At 46.7% G+C, this 19,823-nt stretch carries 15 protein-coding genes; 3 read left to right on the top strand and 12 right to left on the bottom strand.

Going from position 1 to position 19,823, the window contains the following annotated elements:
- Positions 1-20: 20 nt before the first annotated feature.
- The 10 genes from IX95_RS16805 to xsc all read right to left on the bottom strand — a co-directional run bounded on the left by IX95_RS16805 (position 21) and on the right by xsc (position 13,877).
- Positions 21-3,146, bottom strand: a complete 3,126-nt coding sequence (locus IX95_RS16805) for a hydrogenase expression protein (RefSeq protein WP_038162151.1) — start codon at positions 3,144-3,146, stop codon at positions 21-23.
- Between the two features lie 752 nt (positions 3,147-3,898).
- The gene (locus IX95_RS16800) at positions 3,899-4,768 is read right to left on the bottom strand and encodes a cache domain-containing protein (protein WP_253819517.1); all 870 of its coding nucleotides are present in this window, start codon (positions 4,766-4,768) and stop codon (positions 3,899-3,901) included.
- A gap of 47 nt (positions 4,769-4,815) precedes the next feature.
- Positions 4,816-6,156 carry a TRAP transporter large permease gene (locus IX95_RS16795; RefSeq protein ID WP_038162149.1) on the bottom strand — a complete coding sequence of 447 codons (1,341 nt, stop codon included), beginning with the start codon at positions 6,154-6,156 and terminating at the stop codon, positions 4,816-4,818.
- 15 nt (positions 6,157-6,171) lie between these two features.
- Complete coding sequence (locus tag IX95_RS16790) at positions 6,172-6,720, bottom strand: TRAP transporter small permease (RefSeq protein WP_006959181.1); 549 nt, start codon at positions 6,718-6,720, stop codon at positions 6,172-6,174.
- Positions 6,721-6,843: 123 nt separating this feature from the next.
- A complete protein-coding gene (locus tag IX95_RS16785) occupies positions 6,844-7,845 on the bottom strand; it encodes a TRAP transporter substrate-binding protein (RefSeq protein ID WP_038162145.1) in 1,002 nt (333 codons plus the stop codon).
- 112 nt (positions 7,846-7,957) lie between these two features.
- Positions 7,958-9,409, bottom strand: coding sequence for an NAD(P)/FAD-dependent oxidoreductase (locus IX95_RS16780; protein WP_006959187.1), 1,452 nt, complete (start codon positions 9,407-9,409; stop codon positions 7,958-7,960).
- Positions 9,410-9,458: 49 nt separating this feature from the next.
- A complete protein-coding gene (locus IX95_RS16775; protein ID WP_019276709.1) occupies positions 9,459-9,884 on the bottom strand; it encodes a nuclear transport factor 2 family protein in 426 nt (141 codons plus the stop codon).
- A gap of 255 nt (positions 9,885-10,139) precedes the next feature.
- Positions 10,140-10,928 (bottom strand): FRG domain-containing protein, encoded by a 789-nt coding sequence (locus IX95_RS16770; protein WP_038162142.1) that lies wholly within the window; start codon positions 10,926-10,928, stop codon positions 10,140-10,142.
- Between the two features lie 34 nt (positions 10,929-10,962).
- A complete protein-coding gene (locus IX95_RS16765; protein WP_038162739.1) occupies positions 10,963-12,000 on the bottom strand; it encodes a YeiH family protein in 1,038 nt (345 codons plus the stop codon).
- A 65-nt stretch (positions 12,001-12,065) separates the two neighbouring features.
- Entirely contained in the window at positions 12,066-13,877 is a 1,812-nt protein-coding gene (xsc, locus tag IX95_RS16760) for a sulfoacetaldehyde acetyltransferase (protein ID WP_006959195.1), read from the bottom strand.
- Between the two features lie 286 nt (positions 13,878-14,163).
- On the opposite strand from xsc, the gene IX95_RS16755 reads away from it, so the two are divergent.
- Positions 14,164-15,156 (top strand): AAA family ATPase, encoded by a 993-nt coding sequence (locus IX95_RS16755; protein ID WP_038162139.1) that lies wholly within the window; start codon positions 14,164-14,166, stop codon positions 15,154-15,156.
- Positions 15,149-16,870 carry a cobaltochelatase CobT-related protein gene (locus tag IX95_RS16750; RefSeq protein ID WP_038162136.1) on the top strand — a complete coding sequence of 574 codons (1,722 nt, stop codon included), beginning with the start codon at positions 15,149-15,151 and terminating at the stop codon, positions 16,868-16,870. Before IX95_RS16755 ends, IX95_RS16750 begins: the two co-directional genes overlap by 8 nt.
- An 11-nt stretch (positions 16,871-16,881) precedes the next feature.
- Here the strand turns inward: IX95_RS16750 and IX95_RS16745 are convergent, their stop codons facing one another.
- Together IX95_RS16745 and pta are read right to left on the bottom strand one after the other, a co-directional pair.
- Positions 16,882-17,643, bottom strand: a complete 762-nt coding sequence (locus tag IX95_RS16745; RefSeq protein WP_038162133.1) for a sulfite exporter TauE/SafE family protein — start codon at positions 17,641-17,643, stop codon at positions 16,882-16,884.
- A gap of 8 nt (positions 17,644-17,651) precedes the next feature.
- Positions 17,652-18,701: a phosphate acetyltransferase gene (gene pta, locus IX95_RS16740; protein WP_038162130.1), complete on the bottom strand. Its 1,050-nt coding sequence runs from the start codon at positions 18,699-18,701 to the stop codon at positions 17,652-17,654.
- A 156-nt stretch (positions 18,702-18,857) separates the two neighbouring features.
- Here pta and IX95_RS16735 point away from each other — a divergent pair, with 156 nt between their 5' ends.
- Positions 18,858-19,643 (top strand): IclR family transcriptional regulator, encoded by a 786-nt coding sequence (locus tag IX95_RS16735; protein WP_006959205.1) that lies wholly within the window; start codon positions 18,858-18,860, stop codon positions 19,641-19,643.
- The last annotated feature ends 180 nt before the right edge of the window (positions 19,644-19,823 follow it).

Genomic DNA, 19,823 nt, shown 5'->3' with positions numbered 1-19,823 from the left:
TAATGTGGTTTAAATGGAAACTACTCAGCACAACTTCCAATCCACACCCAGCCAGAATATGGATCCGCAGGCGTTAATTCTGCATCCGTCCAACGTTCAGCTTCATATAGGCTACCTTGATATGTCACCTGTGCGCCTTCCTCATATTGCCCCGGCTCAAATTCAGGAATATCCGCACAAATGCCATCGCCACCACCGGTGTTTTCACCAATCACTTTCAGTTGTGTTGACTTAACCGCTGACTCCTCACCATCTGAAGCCTCTAGCGAAATGGAGTAGGTCAGATTGTAATCCGTCACAGGCGCGGTCACTTCGAGCGTTGCACTGTTCGTGTCTCCAACGACTGTTAGATCTGAAGGTACCGTCCATTGGTAGCTCACTTGTGCACCTTCCGGATCGGTTGCCGATGCCGTAATGGTGACCGTTTCCCCACTATCAACCTCGTAATTTGGTGATAGTTCAATCACTGGTGGCTGATTACCAGGAGGTGGGGTTTCTCCACCTTCTCCACCCCAGATAGAACCATCACATTCGTTGCCCATCAGACATGCAGGGCTTTGAGCGTAGGCGTCAACCTTACCGTCTAACCAGCCGTTGTCCGTACCGTTGGAGCCAATCGATACGACTGCTGTAGTCGAGCCGCCTCCCCAGAAAATAGAGAAGACATTACTCTTCGGCAAATCATGCATCGCCATTCTCGACCAATCATAGCCATTATCTTTTGCAAGGAGTTCACCAACGTTACTCGCACCGTTGTAGATCTCCGCGCTCAGAGCTTTATCGAGTAAGCCTGCTCGAATAGTACTGATATCTGTACTGATACGAGCGTCACCCATAAAGTAAGAGCCGCCTGACGCTTCATGTTCAACGCCGATGAGATCATTACCTTCCTCTTCGGTCGGCATATGGCCGCCAGGGATCTGCCAAATCATTGCTGGTGAATCGGCACCGTCACTGATGGTTTTCACGTAAGAAAGATAACGTGTCCAGCTCGTTGCATTGTATGCGTAGTTAGCAATCGCTTCCGACCCAAAACCATCTCGTTCATATTTATCAAACACGATGTAGTCAGGAGTGTAGGTGCCGCTGTAGACATCTAACGAAGCGATAAACTCAGCCACTTCTTGGCCTTTAGCTTCAGACTGATCCTCGGACGTATGGATCCAATTCGCAGAGCCCACTGCCCAAAGGTTAATCTGCCAACCGTAAGTGACATCCTCAGCGAGCGCGTTCATGATGAAGTTTAATGACGCAATATAGCCCTTCAACGTATCCTCAAACTGCGGGATTTCTACAGGTGGCTGATAGCCGTAGGTCTCTTCCATGAACTCCAGAGCACGCGCCAACTGATTGTTGACTTCGACACTGCCCGACACACTGAGCATTTCAACGTCAGATGGGTTTTTCTGCAGTTCACCAAGGAAGTCTGGGTTCAGTACAAACGACATAGGCGAGCTGCCATCGCCACGAGCGTATTCCTGCGCGGCTGTCGCCTGAGTAATGAAGGTAGCGTAATGTTTGTAAAGAAGGTTGTTGTCTTTCAGGTCACCCCAGCTTGCGCCACCACTGGCGTTCGCGGTGTAAACTACCATGACAGGCAACACAGGCTTTCCAGAAATTCCAGAAGCCGTTTGAGCGTTTGCGTAGGTCGTATGGAGCGGGAGACCATCTTTCGGCAAGATGACATCTGGGTCACCGGAGCCACTCAGGCCCGCGTACTTAAAGATTGCATCGACGCGCGTAGCTCCGATTTCTTGAGTAGCCTGCTCGCTGTCATTGGTCACGGTGCCGTTGGCAACGAAATCAGGGAAACCTCTCACTGCCAGGCTCATCGCTTCTCGGAACGGCAGGGCTAACACAAACGGAGTACTACCTTCGGTCACCGTAACTGACTCTTCGCCATCGTAGGCGTAGCGCGTCTCACCAGCGGAAACTGGATCAATCTCTACCTGATATTCCCCCGGTTTTACCGTATCAGGCAGGGTGAACGTGTTCTCTGTGATCTCATAGCTATAAAGACCAGAACCATCTGTCGCCACTAAATTCACCAAGACTGGCATCGCTTCAGATGGCAGCCCTGAAAGCGTTGTTTCTACGATACGGAAACCTTCAGTATCAATATCAGTGGACGAAACGTCTGCAGTTACTTCAGTCTCGCTGTCTTTGTTGACTGAAATATTCAAGTTGTCCTGAGGTTGGTACAAAGTGTTATTCACGGTGACTGGCGAGTAACTTAGATCGTAGCTGTGGCCGTCAAGCAGTTTACCAATATCCAGATTTCCACCAAATGGCACGATGACGCTGCGTTCAATATCTTCGCTGCCTGCAGGATGTACCGCAACGTTTGTAGTTAGGCTTCCAGCAACTCCTTCAATGGCAGGCATTGTAAGATCGATACCCGCGTAATAAACAAATGCATCGTATTGAACGGAAGCCGTTGGTGCGGATTGGTCACTATCCACTGTCACCGTTGTGGTTGGCGAAGCCGCTGTAGCAATCCCCTCTTCACTCGACACATCCAAAGCGGTGACCTGATATTCACCATCTTTTAAATGGTCGAGTGTGTAGGTAGAGCCCCATGCGACTGAAACCGTTTCTGTGTAACTTTCCCCTTCAACCAAAATGGAAGCTGAAGACAGGCTGGAGTGAGGGGATGTTGGCGCAATCAGTTCAATCTTACCTTGTAACGCGGGGTCATTCTTGATGATGACTTGCTCAACATTAAGGTCGTTTTGATCGATGAAATCTCCGTTTGTTGAGTTAAGACCAAATATCAGATCGAATGATGCACCTGCTGACAGCGGGTCAGACGTCGCGTCGTGTGTAAAAACAAAAGTATTGGGTGCTGGACTACTAACGCTAAAACCCGGTGCACCCCATACGGTGTTCACTGACGCATCTTTACTTGTGGTGACCCAAACTTCAGCACTGTCTAAATCCAACGTTTCACCGGACACGTTACTCACTTTGACCTGAGCCGTTGAGTACCACTGCTCCACGCCTTGCATTGTAATCTGTGTTTCCACCGACTCACTCTGAGAAGCGGCGATACTATTCTGTGGCGCGGCAATGGCAGATTGAACAGCCAGCAATGGCGATCCCATTAACGCTGCAGTTACCAACAAACTGATCGTTGTCTTTTTCATGATTTAAATCCTATGGCACCTATATCAAACTTAGGTGATGCCTTTATTTGTTAAGCCAAATTTATAGTTTGTTCCGATGCACTATCACCTGTATTAATACAGTAATTCTCTGTCTTACAGGAAAAGTCGGAACCAAAACTATTTTTTAGTGGGAATCTTAATAAGGCAAAGTTGCTTAATTAAATTTTGATAAGCATCCCAGAATTCAACAACCTCGTTTAAATTGTCAAAAAATTAAATAATCAACCATTATTAATTCTTGAGATTTTTATAATAATCAAAAATAAAAGTGAAGAAATGAAACAATATAGAAACATATATGGCTGAAAAACTCAGATAAAAATAATATCAATTAAATCAATTGATAAATATTAATACCTTTTCATCGATAAAAACCAGCCCATTCACGCAAGCGACGGTAAATTACACAAAAACAAACAATTTCAATAACTTAAATAGAAAAATTCTGAAATGGAAATTTAAATCCTCAAGTATTACCCTGATGAAATCCTACTTTGACTGAAAAATCCATTAATACTTATAAATGAAAGAAAGAATAATCATTAAAACCGACGGCCTTATAACTTAACGTTCTATACCCATATTTTAATATCGTTACAATCATCTCCAACCTTTCATTTAAATAAAATAAGTTGTTAATCAAAAAACTAATGAATATCTGTTAATGAAGAAATAATAAGGCCACTCCGTAGAGTGGCCTTATTAAGCCCTGTATTTATACTCTAATTAGATTACGACGACTGCGATTTAGTGTAATAACCTACAGCGACTACCTTGTTATCTAATACTCGATAATAAGTGTGTTTATTCTCAACGTTACCTGATAACGGATTCAACCATCGGTAGGAGTACTCCCCTCGCCCATTCTTACGCGCCAATGACAATAGCTCGGTCACAATTGGTTTGAGATCTGGGTTAAGAATTTCGTTATGCGAACGCCCCACTAACTCTGGAGAGGTACCGTGAGCGAGAAACTTACCAGAGTTAATATCGAGCACGAACACATACAGATCGCCTTGAACAAAATCACCATCAATATCGTTGAATGCGTCTAAACTCTGCTGCTCTGAATTCACCATTGCGGCCATAGCCCTCGACAATAGTTGTTTTGCTTCAGTCGCACTGGAACGCTCAGGATAGTAGCCCACGGCCACAATCACATCTCCCACCCTTTCAAAGAAGGTTTTCTTGGGCTCCCCCATTCGATCGGTTGGATTGGTCCAGTGGTATTCCACCTCACCATAGCCATTGTGAACCGCTTTCGAGATCATCTCACGAAAGAAAGGCTTACCATACACATCCTGAGTATCCAATACACTGTCACCAATTAGCACCATTGATGAGCCACCGCTGGCGAGAAACTGGCCATCGACTCCCACCGCAAAGACATACAGTTCGTCATCAACAAATGCTGAGTCAGTAGAAAAATCACTGACCGCCTTATCGCCTTGGTTCTGAATATGCAGCACGGCTTTAGATAGCAGCGTTTTTGCTCTGCGCTCTGCCTGTGTTGCGACATGCGGCTCCGAGATATCCAGTACATTGACCGCTTGCTGGCTCTCTTCAGCTTGTACTATCGCGCTGCTGAGAGCACTCAGCATCACAGTGGCTAAAAGAAGAATTCGTTGTAATTTCACGTTCATACCTCCTAGTATCCGACCATAGATGGCAGCCATAAGCTGATTTGTGGGAAGAAGGCAATCACAAACACACCAATTACCGAGGCAAGCACAAATGGATGAATCTTAGCGGTAATTTGCTCCACTGTGGCCCCGCCTATCCCCGAGGCAACGAAGATATTTTCTCCCAGTGGTGGAGTGGCAAAACCAATCGACAACGTACATACCACCACAATCCCAACGTGCGTTGGATCCGCGCCAAGCATGTACATAATGGGCAGCAATACCGGCACAATGATCATGATCGCTGCTAGGGTTTCCATAAACATACCAATGAACAGCAGTAGCGTGATGGTTAGCGCCCACACTAAGTACATGTTGTCGGTGAAGCCAAGCAGAGATTCCGCCACTACCACTGGTATTTTCTGTTCGATCAGCAGGCGACCAAACACAGTGGCAGCAAACAAGATCAGCAGGACGCGACCTGTAATCCAGGTTGTGGTCGACAGCGATTTAGTAATGCTCTTAAACGACAATTCACGGTGAATAAACAGCCCGACAAACAGCGAGTAGAAGATCGCAACCACAGCCGATTCGGTCGGCGTAAACATGCCGCTGTAGATACCGCCAAGGATCAGAAACGGCGCTAATATGGACCACACACCACGGCGCAAAGTATGCCTGATATCACCGAAAGACCAGTTTTCTGTCAAGCCGGAATAGCCTTTGCGCTTCGCAATCATGTAGTTGGTAATAACTAAGGTCGATGCCATGATCAAACCCGGAACAACCCCAGCTACAAACAGCTTTGGAATCGATAGAGAGGCGAACTGCCCGTGCTGCGCAATGGCTTCCGGTGGGGCCATCAAGCCCATCGCCGAAATACCAAAAATGACCAAAGGAATCGACGGCGGAATGATGATCCCGAGACCGCCTGAGGCAGCGGTGACCGCCGAAGCGTAGCTTTTCTCATAGTCACGTTTCACCATCGCTGGCACCATCAGCATACCCACCGCCGCAGTCGTCGCAGGCCCTGAGCCCGAAATAGCACCAAAGAACAGACACGCCATTACAGTGGCGGCACCTAACCCCCCAGTCACTGGTCCCGCAAGGCTTTCAGCGATATCCACCAACCGCTTGGAAATTCCGGCCGCTTCCATCAAAGCGCCAGCCAGTACGAATGAAGGCAAAGCCATCAAAGGGAAATTACCGACTGAAGTAAATGCGATTTGCACTAACGCTATCGGGTTCTTATCCAGAATTAAATAAGCAGCCATTGATGCCCCTGCCAGAGACACAGTAATCGGTGCGCCTAAGATCAGCAGGGTTAAAAAGCCGCCAAACAAAATCAGAGTTAAATATTCATCCATCGTTACTTCTCTCTCTTACTGCGAGTTCAGCGACTTCTGCATTGTCAGTTTATTGAGCTCCTTGACCTCTGGGTCTTCACTTTTCACTCCTTTGAACAAGCGCTCGTAATTGTTCCAGAGGATCCTGATCATCATTAGTGAAAACGCAATCGGAAGAATCATGTAGAAATACTTCATCGGAATCCCCGTCGTCTGAGATTTCCAGAACAGGTTCATTTTGTTGAACACAAAGTCATAGCTCAGATAAACGAAGTAACCGTTGAACAGTAACCAAAGGAAATCTGCAATGGTTTCACTGATGGTCTGGACGATAGGAGGGAAAAACTTGAAGTGAAAACTGACTCGGTTATGCGCCGACATTTTGGCTGCGACAACCGCGCCTAAATAGGCAAACCAAACAAACATATAGGTGGCGACTTCGTCTCCCCATGGAATGGAGTAATCGAACAGCTGGCGTGAAATGATCTGTGAGAACAACAGCAGGACAAAACTTGCCAGTAGCAGGCAGCAAGTGTATTCCTCGACATTGTTCAGGTGTTTTTTAATTGTTTTAGCGACTGACATATAGCCTCCGATGTTGATCTTTACATGACAACCAGTCGCTCAAGGGTATTGAACAGATAAACAAGTAAGGCCATGTAAAAACCCTACCTGCCCTGCTCGGGACAGATAGGGTGTATCTTGTCGTTATTGTCTACCCAGTAGTTCAAGAACGTTATCTAGCTTTTCTTTTCCTCCGATACTTGAGTAGAACTTAGGCCAGACAGATTTAGTGACTTTATCAATCCACTCTTTCTCACCGTCAGCTGGGTCTGTAAACACCATGCCTTTGTCTTCAAGGTCTTTACGAATTTTGCTTTCTGTTTCCTGTAGGTAAGCAAAGCTGTGTTCCGTTGCTTCTTTACCTGCATCAAGAATGATTTTCTGCATTTCAGGAGATTGCTGCTGGAAGATACTTTCACTGATGATCAGTGGCTCAAGCGAGAAGATGTAACGAATGTTGGTGACGTACTTCTGCACTTCGTTAAACTTCATCGCATAGACAGTGATGTAAGGGTTGTCTTGACCATCGACCACGCCTTGTTGCAGACCAGTAAACGTCTCAGACCACGCCATAGGTGTTGGGTTTACACCCCACGCCTGATAAGAGGCAATCATAATTTCGTTACGAGGGACACGAATCACCAAGCCTTTTAGGTCAGCCGGAGACGCAACCGGTTTTTTCGAGTTTGTCAGCACACGGAAGCCTGAATAGGCCCAGCCCACAACACGCACACCAGCATCACGGATGGTGTTTTCCACCAGCTCCTGACCGACAGGGCCTTGCGTCAATAGCACGGCTTCTTCAGCACTTTGAATCACGTAAGGCATAGTTAAAAGGCCAACAGTTGGAGAGAAAGGTGTGACGTTATTGATCGCCAAAACAGAGAAGTCCAACAGTCCAATGGCCGCGTCGTTGACGGTGTCTTGCTCGTTACCTAGCTGACCATTCGGAAACAGGTCGATTTTGACCTTGCCATCCGTTTTTTGCTCCATCAACTCTGTAAACTTAGTGCCGAGTTCCCATTGAGTGCCACCGGCAGCATCGCCGATTGCCATCTTGAAAGTTTGTGCAGTCGCTGTGTGTGACAATACTGTCATCGCTACAATTGTCATGCCTGCTACAATTTTATTCTTTATAAGTTTCATAGTCTTAACCTTTTCATATCGCGCAGATTCCCTACCTGCGCTTTGCTCACAAGGTGACCTGGTACAACTTTCCTGGTCGTTTGTATTTCCCTAATCTGGAACGTTTAACTGATTACAGCACCTCATCTTTTAGCTGATACCATTGATAGAGGAACCGCTGCCCGACTCGTCGAAATGGTGCAAATAACTCCGATTCCACCACTTCTCTCACGTTCGGGAACGGAAGTTTTGATTCAAATATTGGAAGGTCGAGTGTATGGCCTTCACCTGCTATCCACTGTGCTAAGCGCTTACCAGCCTGCGCCGAATACATCACACCATTTCCGCCATAGCCCAACGCATAGAAGATGGACTCGCTCGGATTTGGCTGATAAATCCGCGGCATCATGTCGTGGCTGACGTCTACCCAACCCCACCACGAGTAATCGACCTGAATCTGATCCAATGCGGGGAATTTACGCGCTAGATCTGCTCTTAGCATGTCTTCGTACTTTTTCTGCGGAGCATCACGCCCGGTGATAGCACTTCGTGTACCGATCTGTACTCGGTTATCAGGCAATAAGCGGTAGTAGTGACGCAATACACGTGTATCGGTGATCACCTGATTGGTTTTGAAATTGCATGCTGCTATTTCGTCTGCAGTCAGTGGACGCGTCACCATGGAGTTAGATAACACCGGTAACAGACGATTTTTGAGAGAAGAGTGCAGACCTTGACTGGTGTAGCCACCCGTACACACACCGACCGACTGCGCTTTCACCACTCCGCCGGGTGTCTTGAGATAATGAACACCACCTCGGGTTTCCCACCCTGTGACTGGACTGGCAGGGTGCACTTTAACTCCAAGTGCTCGCGCCTTTTTCAGGTAACCAAACGCCAGCTTGCCCGCATGAATACCGATGCCTTCAGGCTCATGCATCGCCCCCGCCGCTTCCTGATCACCAACGTATTCTCGTTTCACGGTGTCGGCATCTAAGATCTGCGCGTCATAGTTGAAGGTCTCACGAAGCAATTTGGCTTCCTTCTCCAACGTCGGCATGATCTTGGCACGGTGAGCAATATAGAAGTGGCCACCCGGCTGAGGATCACAGTCGATGTCTTTGATCAGAGACTTAAAGGTGTTCATTCCATCCACACACTCTTGGTGCATTTTTAGAGCAGTATCAACACCCCAGCGTTGGATCCATTGTGAACGCTTCAGTCTTCCGGAGGCGCATTGCGCTTGCCCGCCATTTCGGGTGCTACACCCCCAACTTAAGCGGTTGGCTTCAATCACTGTCGCTTTAATACCGTACATTTCAGCTAAATGAATCGCGGTGCTCAAGCCAGTAAAACCTGAGCCAATGATGGCGACATCAACATCCATATCGGATGTGATCGGGCCGTCGTCTTCTGGCGGTGCGCCTGCCGTATCAACCCAGTAAGTCGGCGCGTATTCCTTACCCTGTCCCGGGTTTTTGTCTTTAAGTGGATCGTACTTGGGATCGTACTTATCTTTTGCTTGTGTCGTTTTTACCTGAGGCTCTTCAGCATCAAAGGCTGGCTGGTCCATGACTAAACTCATAATTCGACTCTCCTGGTCATAACACGTGAATAACGATTTCTTAGCGCGTTTATTTATTAGGAGTCTGTGCTGGTCGAGTTTTTCTGAACGCATTCTTCACTTGGATCTTGCCATCTTTAAGTGTGAAGACATCGACCATACGAGCTTCAGTCACACTGCCATCTGGATTGGTGGCAGAGAACGTTGATTCTGTAATGGCTTGGTCACCACAGACGAAGTGAACCGGATCACTCCAAGCTGCATCAGGGAAGTTTTTGAAGACCGCTGCAAAGCTGTCACGAACCGCTTCTTTTCCTTCAATAGTGGTGCCAAACAATCCTTCGCCAGCAACCGTGTGGAATACGCAATCATCAGTCATGAACGTCATCAAGGCTTCAACATCGTGATTGTTCCACGCATCGCTAAATGATTGTAAGAAAGCACTATCGACTTGGTTTTCTTGTACTAATGTCGCTGCAGTAGTTTGCATATTCATATTCCAAGGTCCTTTTATGTTTACGTTATTGGTTTAATATCAGCAGATGATCTGCCATTTATAATTAGAGCAACAAGACTAGTTAACATTTTGTTAACAAGGTCCCTCACTTTATCTTTGAGTTTTATTTAATTCAAACGTTGAGTTCACAGATTACAGTTTTATGACTATTTAATTATTCAATTAAAAATAAAATCTAGATTTATTTAATAAATTTATCAATTTTAATTATTAAATAATACTGACACTTTATGCTCAATCAAAATCAAAGTCCTGATGATAAACTCTTCCGTATTGTTCAAGAACACGTTGTTCATTTTTATTATCATGTTCTGAGGAAATGTCTCCTTTATTTTTATTACTCATGATTTCTGCATCATTTAAGTGAGTATGCACATCTGTATTTTCTTTTTCAGGTTGATACGAAATACCCATAGCTATCAATTCCTCTATAAGTTTCTTTTTCACTGAAGGTAATATATGAATCAATGTCAATCGATTTGCATATTCTTTTTCCGCATACAAGGATTCAAAGTATTCTGTCGCGCTGCGTTTCAGAGGGTGGATGGAATACCACTTCTCTCGGTCTCGCTCATACGTATCACAGCTTGCAGCATTAAATATCTTTGTGCTTTTCAGAGAGTATGGACAATCAACAAATCTAACATGCTGATTATCATTAGCTTTAAGTACCGTCATACTCTGAACATTATCACTGTGGCAGACAGACCACAGCGCTTTACTGGCATTCTCAGTCCATTCTAATAGCCTGGTTGGAAAGCCTTGTAGCCTCGCCATACACATCAAGAGCCAGTCATTAATCTCACGCTTATCCTGATAATGGAAGCCATAAACTCTAATGGCTGATAACGTCTCTTGCTCTAAGTCATATATATTTCTAGCACGCACACAACCAAGTTTAGGAACTAATATTGAGTTATTATTTTCATGTGCATGATATAAAGTTGGACCGCTATTATTACCAATGGTTTCTATTATATTGAAAAAATCTTTAATCGAACTTATGTAGTATTTATCATCCATAATTACATCCTTACAGTACTAATAATCACAAATACTAAGAAACCATTCGTTGACCATAAATCACAGTCAACATATATCCTGCTATAAAGACAGCATTAAGCAGTAATAACAGTATTGGTTTCCATCCGAGAGAGAAAAGCTTTTCAAATGAAGTTTTTACCCCTAAAGCTGCAATTGAAATCACCAGACACCATTTAGAAAGTTCAGACATACCTTCTGCCAATGGCGCAGAAACCCAACCAAAACTGTTAATCGTAATTAATCCAATAAATACAATCAGAAAGAACGGCATTATTGGTGTTGATATATTCGAATCTGAATTGCCGTTATGACTTTTTACCCTGAAAGTTAATGCAATGAGTAAAATCACTGGCATTAGCATGGCGACTCTGAACATCTTCGCTAGCGTCGATGCATCACCGATTTCTGTCGATAACATGAATCCGGCGCCAACTACCTGCGCCACATCGTGAATCGAACCACCGAGGAACATCCCCGCTTCGCTCGCTGTTAAGCCAAGTGAATTAACAATCAGTGGATACAACACCATGGCAATTGTTGAGAATGCAGCAACACCAATTGCTGTCATCAGGGTGTATTGCTCGTTCTCCTTGCTTTGAGGGATGGTGGATGAAATGGCCATGGCCGCTGAAATGCCACAGATTCCCGTTGCACCCCCAGCAAGCAGGCCAAACGTTCCCGATACGTTAAGCAGTCTTGCCAATATAAGGCTAAATGAAATGGTCAGTACGACTGCGCCAGCCAGAATCCCTACCCCTTCCAGCCCAATCGCACTGACATCGCTGAAAGCAATACGCACGCCCAGCAATGCCACACCAATCCGCACCAGTTTCTTTGCCGCAAACTCGATACCTGCACCGCACTTTTCGTGATCGGATAAAAAGTGCAATGAGATACCCAGCAACAATGCATAAAGAAACTTAGGGCCTCCATAATGATCAGAGACAAAGGTTGCTGCCGCTGCAATCACGACACTTAGCAGCAATCCCGGTGCGATGCCTGTCGCCTCAAAGTAGAGACTACGCGGCATTTTCATTGTTTTAGAAATCATTACATCCACCATCTTACTCAATCCCTGAGTCCGGCCACTTTCTGGCCGGACAGCCAGCCCGCGACTTATACGTAGTCTTTGTATTTGTCGAGGAAGCGTACAGGTTTAGACAGTGCATCTCGGCGGAACGGGTCGCCCAATTCCTGAGTACACATGATTTCGATGATGGTGGTTTTGCCTTCGTTCATTTGCATGTCGATGGCTTTTTGCAGAGTTGGGCCAACATCTTCCAGTTTGTCGACGGTAATCCCTTCAGCCCCCATTGCGCGTGCGATTTCTGCGAAGCTCTGGTTATCCAGCTCACCAGCAACAAAGCGGCGATTGTAGAAGTCGACCTGGTTCTTCTTCTCTGCGCCCCATTGACGGTTATGGAATACCACCGCAGTCACAGGAATGTTGTGACGAACACACGTCATGGTTTCCATCAGGCTCATCCCCCATGCACCATCACCTGCGTAAGAAACCGCCGGACGATGTGGCGCTGCAACCTTAGCACCGATTATGGTTGGGAATGCGTAACCACAGTTACCAAAGCTCATTGCTGCAAAGAAGCTGCGCGGTTTTTCAAAGCGAAGATAGCTGTTCGCCACTGAGTTGATGTTACCGATGTCGGTAGACACCATAACATCTTCTGGCATCGCTTTTTCAAGTTCACGCAGTACCTGACGTGGGTGTAGATACTCACCACCAGAGAACGGCGTTTCATTGGCATTTTCTTCGATCATGTCTAGGCTGAACGGGTCACGTTCATGCGTCCACTCGTCGAGCTCTTTTTCCCACAATGCTTTTTCTGTCGCGACTTTGTCCAAGCGTACTGCTTTGTTTTCATCACATGCCAGAGCACGTCCTTCAAGCCTTGTCGCTAATGCCACTGCTGATGCTTTCGCATCACCACAGATACCAACAGAAATTTTCTTAACCAGACCCAACATTTTATTATCAGCATCGATCTGGATGATTTTGGCGTCTTTCGGCCAGTAATCCATGCCGTGCTGTGGCAGCGTACCAAATGGACCAAGACGAGTTCCGAGCGCAATCACCACGTCGGCCTGAGAAATCAGCTTCATTGCTGCTTTAGAACCTTGGTAGCCTAACGGGCCACACCAAAGAGGATGGCTAGCTGGGAATGAGTCGTTATGCAGGTAGCTGTTAACCACTGGAGCGCCTAAACGTTCTGCAAGTGCCGCACACTCTTCAATCGCATCAGCCATGACCACGCCACCACCTGAAATGATGACAGGGAATTTCGCTTCTGCGATCAGCTCTGCCGCTTCATTAAGGGATTGTTCACCACCTGGGCCTCTGTCCAGACGAGCTGGTTTTGGAATCTCAGTCTGAATTTCACCATAGAAGTAATCACGAGGAATGTTGAGCTGGGTTGGGCCCATTTCACTCATTGCTCGGTCAAAACAGCGACCTGTGTACTCCGCCATACGATCTGGATGGGTCACATGGCCCTGATACTTAGTAAACTCCTGAAACATTGGCAGCTGGTTACACTCTTGGAAACCGCCAAGACCCATAGTCTTTGTGCCCGTTTCTGGTGTGACAATCACAACTGGGCTGTGTGCCCAATAAGCCGCTGCAATCGCAGTAACACAGTTACTGATGCCCGGACCATTTTGTCCAATAACAACACCATGTCGTCCAGAAACTCGTGAGTAACCGTCAGCCATGTGAGCAGCGCCTTGCTCGTGCACTACCGGAATCAATCGAATGCCTGCAGGAGCGAATATATCCATCGCATCCATGAATGCTGATCCCATGATGCCGAACATATCTGTTACGTCATTGGCAACCATGGTCTCAACGAATGCTTCTGATGGTGTCATTGTCGCATTGCCGGAAACAACCGTGCGTTTTTCTTGCTCACTCATTCTTCCCTTCTCCTTGAATTGACATAAATTTCACTTTTCGGAATGAATTGTCTCTTTTTTTGATTCAAATTCACCTTAGTTGGGGATTTTTTCGCCGTCAAATTTTTTCATCAAATTGGAACAATTCATTCTAATTAATAAAACTGGATCACATTATTGATAGTTTTTTGTACAGAAAGTGTCGTTAAGTCATTCAGACCTGCTCATAATCGAGCACAGATTTGTTCAAGCTAGTAGATCGTCACTGAACATATGGGGATCAGCGCTGTATTAAGAGGGAAGGAAAATGGATCAGGCACTCATGGCACCAAACAAGCAGGTTAGCGTTCGCGAAACCTTTGGCATCGACAGTGATTTGGAGGTGTTAGCATTTGAAAAAAGAGGAGAATATGTTCCTAAAATAGACCCTAACTATTGCTTTGATCCTGAGGTCACACTGGCGATTTTAGCTGGGTTCACTTCAAACAGGCGTACCTTGATCCAAGGCATGCACGGTACGGGCAAGTCTTCGCACATCGAACAAGTCGCAGCGAGACTTAACTGGCCTTGTCTGCGAATCAATTTGGATGGCCACCTGAGCCGACTCGACTTAATTGGCAAAGACAGCATAGTGCTCAAAGATGGTTTGCAGATCACTGAATTTAAAGAAGGTATTCTTCCTCAGAGCATACAGCAGCCAATTGCATTAGTACTGGATGAATACGATGCTGGCAGGCCAGATGTGATGTTTGTTATCCAGCAATTGCTGGAACAAGATGGCAAATACACGTCTCTCGAACAGAATCGCGTGATCACCCCTCATCCGTTTTTTCGCCTGTTTGCGACATGCAATACTCTCGGTTTGGGTAACTTTTCTGGACTGTACAGCGGAACTCAAGTCCTCAACCACAGTCAGCTGGACCGCTGGAATATCATCGCAACTCTCAACTATTTGGATGCCCAGCATGAAGCCGCAATCGTCTTGTCGAAGATCCCCCAGCTCAACACGGAAAACGGACGCCAACTGGTCAATAAGATGATTGCCACTGCGGGGCTTACCCGAAATGGCTTTGCCGCCGGTGACCTTTCCACCGTGATGTCTCCAAGAACCGTTCTGACTTGGGCGGAAAACATTCAGATTTTCAACAGCGTCGCCACCGCTTTCAGGCTGTCTTTCGTCAATCGTTGTGAAGATGAAGAGCAAGAACTGGTCGCTGAGTATTACTACCGCTGCTTTGGGGAGGCTCTGTTCTCTGACAACCGCGCGACCACGCCACAGGAGCCCGTCAACCATGGTTAGTGTTTCCTCTCAGCAGAAAAAGATCCTCGACCTGAGTGTTTCTGTTGCCCGCGCAATCAGTGGTGAAGACACATTAAGTTACCGAGGCGATCGTCTGTACAAAGGTAATCACCCTTTTTATTTTCTGTCTGCCCACACCAATGACCTGACTTTTTTAACTCGTCACGAACTGACAAAAAGTAAACAGGCTACGCAGGGAAAAATGGACTCAGCCGCACTGAGACTGATTTTATCCGACTCACATATGCACCAAGCACGGCGACCAGAACATGACATTGAACGGCTGCTTTTCGACTTCTGCGAACAAGTACGGGTAGAGTCATTAATCCCAGAGCATTTCAAAGGTGTTCAACGGAGCACTCGCTTTAACTTCGCTTATTGGAGTGAGCAATATCATCAAAATGGTTTTACTGAGTCTCGCCTCGGTATTCTGCTGTTTACCCTTATGCAGGTGCTCTATTCAAGATTAACTGGCGTTGCTGTTGCTGAACCGATTGCCGAGTCGATTGAAGCGACGCGCGCCGGAATCGTGCCGTTAATCGGGCATTCGCTCAAGTCATTAAAACAAAATAGGCCTCAGCAAGCCGAGTTTTCGACTTACGCTCTGCAACTTGCCCAGTGTGTTTCCGAACTCATTGAAAACGAAGAAAAAGAGTCCGATAGCCAAAGCACACCTACCGTCGAAGAAGACATCAAAATCCTCGCGCAAATTGCCCTTATCGTCGACGGAGATATAGAAGACACTGACATTCCAGCCGACGAAACCGGCCAGAGTAAAGTGTTTGAATTGGCCGATGCGCAGTACCAGGTTTATACACGTGAATTTGATCAAATTCGCCAAGCGACGTCCCTTGTCCGCCATGCTCTGCTCGATGAACTAAGACAGAAACTCACCGATGATATGATGGCGCGTTCGATCAATACCCGACGTCTGGCGGCGATGTTAGCCAGCAGTGTGCTAATGCCAGAGCAAAATTGTCATCAGGATCAGTTGGAAGAAGGCATCGTTGACGCCGCCGCCATTACACGGGTGGTGACATCGCCCCATGATCGCCACATTTTCTTCCAAACTGATGTCGGCGCCTCTTCCAACGTTGCTATTTCCTTCCTGATCGACTGCTCAGGTTCAATGCAAAAACACGCCCATAAGCTCAGCATGTTAATGGATACCTTGCTTAAATCTGTCGGGCTGGCCGACATCCCATGTGAAATTCTCGGATTCACCACAGGAAACTGGAATGGCGGCAGAGCTTATCGGCAATGGCTGAAGCAAGGGCAACCCCAGCACCCGGGGCGTTTAAATGAAGTGCGCCATATTGTTTTCAAAGACTTTGATACCCACTGGCGCCGGGCAAGACGAGGAATCGCCAGCCTTCGTAAAGCCGACATTTTCAAAGAAGGAATAGATGGTGAAGCTATTCAGTTTGCAAGCCAACGGCTCACCCAACAAGGCGCACAACGTAAGATTCTGATCGTTTTTTCTGATGGGTGCCCGATGGATACCGCGACTTCAACAGCGAACGATTCGTTTTATCTCGACAACCACCTTAAACAAGTCATCGAGCAAGCAACGAATAACGCCAAGATTGACGTCTATGGCGTTGGCATGGGGGTCGATCTCAGCCCTTATTATCAGCGTAACATCATTATTGATCATCAGGAAAACTGCTTGTTTACCATCTGTCGTCACCTGTTCACTATGCTAAAACGGTGAACAGAGCGTTGCTAAACTTGTAGTGAAAGAAGAGAGGCAATGATCAGGTAGCTGCCTATCATCAACAGTACTGAAAATACCAACTTCCTCAGCTGTTGATTGGATAAAGGGGGTGGGAAACGCCGCGCGATGATGGTCACCCCTGTTACCAAAGGAATAGCTACTGCTGATAGTAGCAATATGTTCAATTCTAAGCTGCCATCAAGATAGACATAAGCGGTGCGAGAAGCCGAAGTACACGCGAAAACCATCAATAAAGTGCTGCGCACTAACTCAATGGAAAACGGCTGTTTGTAGAGGTGGTAGACAATCGGCGGCCCAGCCATGCCAAACAGACCACCAGCCAGACCAGAGCCAAACCCTGAGAACAAAAAAGAAGTGGAAGCAGAACGGTTTTCAAGCGTTTTGGGCTTAAACATGAAGTTCAGCCCAGCACCGAGAATCATGATCCCCAGCATCCCTCGCATGATATTGGTCGCTGACGCGCTCAGTTCATCGAGCAAATACACACCCGCCATGACCCCAGGCACGATACCCACGACCAATGCCAGCATGATTTTCAATTCCCCCTTTAGTGGCTTACCAACAAGAGCTACCAGACAGTTAAACAGGGTAACAATGCTGACCACAGCGGCGATAACAGGTAAAGAGACCAAATTCAGACTGACCGTCAGGCCAATCACTATGATTCCTAACCCAAAGCCCGTTACCGTTTGAAAGTAAGTACCAATGGCGATGGTCACGAGTATGGCCAGTAAAGCGGGTATTTCCATTCAATCTCCTAATTCACGCTGCTGGTGAGCGCGGGGTCAACCGGGTCCGGTTGCGTGTTATTCTCTTCTTGTGCCTGCACTACTGTCACAGCAATGACATTCACGATATCGTCAGCGGTACAGCCGCGAGACAGATCGTTCGCTGGTTGATTCAAACCTTGTAAAAGCGGGCCAATCGCAACCGCCCCACCGAGCCTTTCTGCCAATTTATATCCAATATTGCCAGCCTCCAGATTAGGGAAAATAAGTACATTTGATTGCCCTTTGACTTGAGAGTCTGGCAGCTTCTTAGCGGCAATTTCCGTCACTATAGCCGCATCAAGCTGAACGTCCTGATCGACTGCGATATCTGGGCATCGCTGCTTCACCAGCTGGGCAGCATGGCGAACTTTGTCGACGGACTCGTGCTTGGCACTGCCGTTGGTTGAAAAGGACAGCATCGCGACTTTAGGTTCTTCCATCAAAAGGTTACGTGCGCTTTGAGACGCAGCCACAGCGATGGAGGCCAACTCGCTTTCATTAGGATCGATCACTAAACCACAGTCACTGAAGATCAATCCCCCTTTAAGGTTATGGAACGGTTCACACAGCATCATCAAGAAAAAACTCGACACCAATTCACTGTCTGGCGCTGGGCCAATTATCTGTAACGCTGCTCTCACCACATCTGAAGTTGTGTATTGCGCTCCATTGACCGTGCCATCACTTAAGCCTTCACGAACCATCAGGTTGGCGAAGATCAGCGGGTCTTGCACTTGTTGCAGTGCTTGGTCGTAAGACAACCCTTTCGCCTTTCTCAATAGGTAGTATCGCTCAGCCAGCACTTCTTTAAGTGGTGAACTGTCAGGAGAGACAATATGCACCCCAGCAAGACTGACCTGATGCAACTTGGCGGCATCACGAATCACTTGTTTGTCACCAACTAAAGTGATGTGGGCAATCTTCCTGTCCACTGCCATTCGAGCCGCAGCGAGTACACGCGGGTCTTGCGCCTCACTCAGTATGATCCGCTTACGATTCTGTTGAGCTTTGTTGATGATCCTTTTTATCGCTTTCATTTAACAAACTCCATTTAGTGAGACAAAATGTTCCATATATTAATTTAATGTTAATGACGAGACAACAAAAGATCAATTTTTATTCAGAAAATGGATATATTATTATTAGGACTGTACAATCTTAGACTTGGATGTATCGCAAGGATGAATAAAAGTATGACAAAAGAAGCACCTCAAATTCAGGGGGATACGCCAACACTCCGACTTTTTGCATTGTTGGAGGTGATCGCTCAGAAAGACGAGTTCATTTCACTGCAAGGCTTAGTGGAAGAGACCGGACTGCCAAAACCGACGCTACACCGTATGCTTCAGCAGCTCGAATCAGCAGGTATCATTCAGAAAGATGGCGATGAAAAGCATTACAGCTCAGGCATTCGCCTAAGAAAGTTGGCTGAGAATTTGTTGCTCAATAGCACCATGCACAGTGCACGTCGCACCATTCTCGAAAACCTTAGAGCGGAAGTCGGTGAAAGTTGTAACCTGACCGCTCTGTCCAGTGGCGAGATCATCTATCTCGATCGTGCCGAAACCGAAGCGCCATTGCGTTTCCATCTCCACCCCGGCTCACGAGTACCCGTGCATTGCTCCGCGACAGGAAAACTGTTCCTTGCTCACATGTCCAAGTCTCAGCGCCGCCGCTTGATAGAAAGCGTCCCGCTAACCCAATATACGGTCAACACCATCACCAATTTTGATGAGCTGGAGAGAAACATCGACGATGCAAAAATCCACGGTTTTGCCATCGATGACGAAGAATTTTTACCCGGCTTAGTCTGTATCGCCGTATTGGTTCCGTCACCAAATGGACAATCTAATCTCGGTTTAGCTATTCAAGCCCCCGTGATTCGAGTCAAACCGGATGAAGCCATCAAGTTCCTCCCTGCCCTGCAGAAAGCCGCTAAAGCACTGGCAAAAATTGAAGCTGAGAATTGGGGCGGATAGTATTTTTGCAGTCACACAGACAGCCTCAGATCAAGCTGGTCGCAGCTTTTCTCGCCAGAGATATGTACGACCAGCTCTATACCTTCCTAATAACAAGACAATAATGGCTTAATCTTCCCTCAGCTTCATTCCAACATTGCTACAGCTTCAGTCCACTATGTCAGAATAGAGCATTAACTA

The organism is Vibrio sp. B183, assembly GCF_000740665.1.
Classification (GTDB): domain Bacteria; phylum Pseudomonadota; class Gammaproteobacteria; order Enterobacterales; family Vibrionaceae; genus Vibrio; species Vibrio coralliilyticus.
This window is presented reverse-complemented; position numbering and strand designations above follow the sequence as displayed.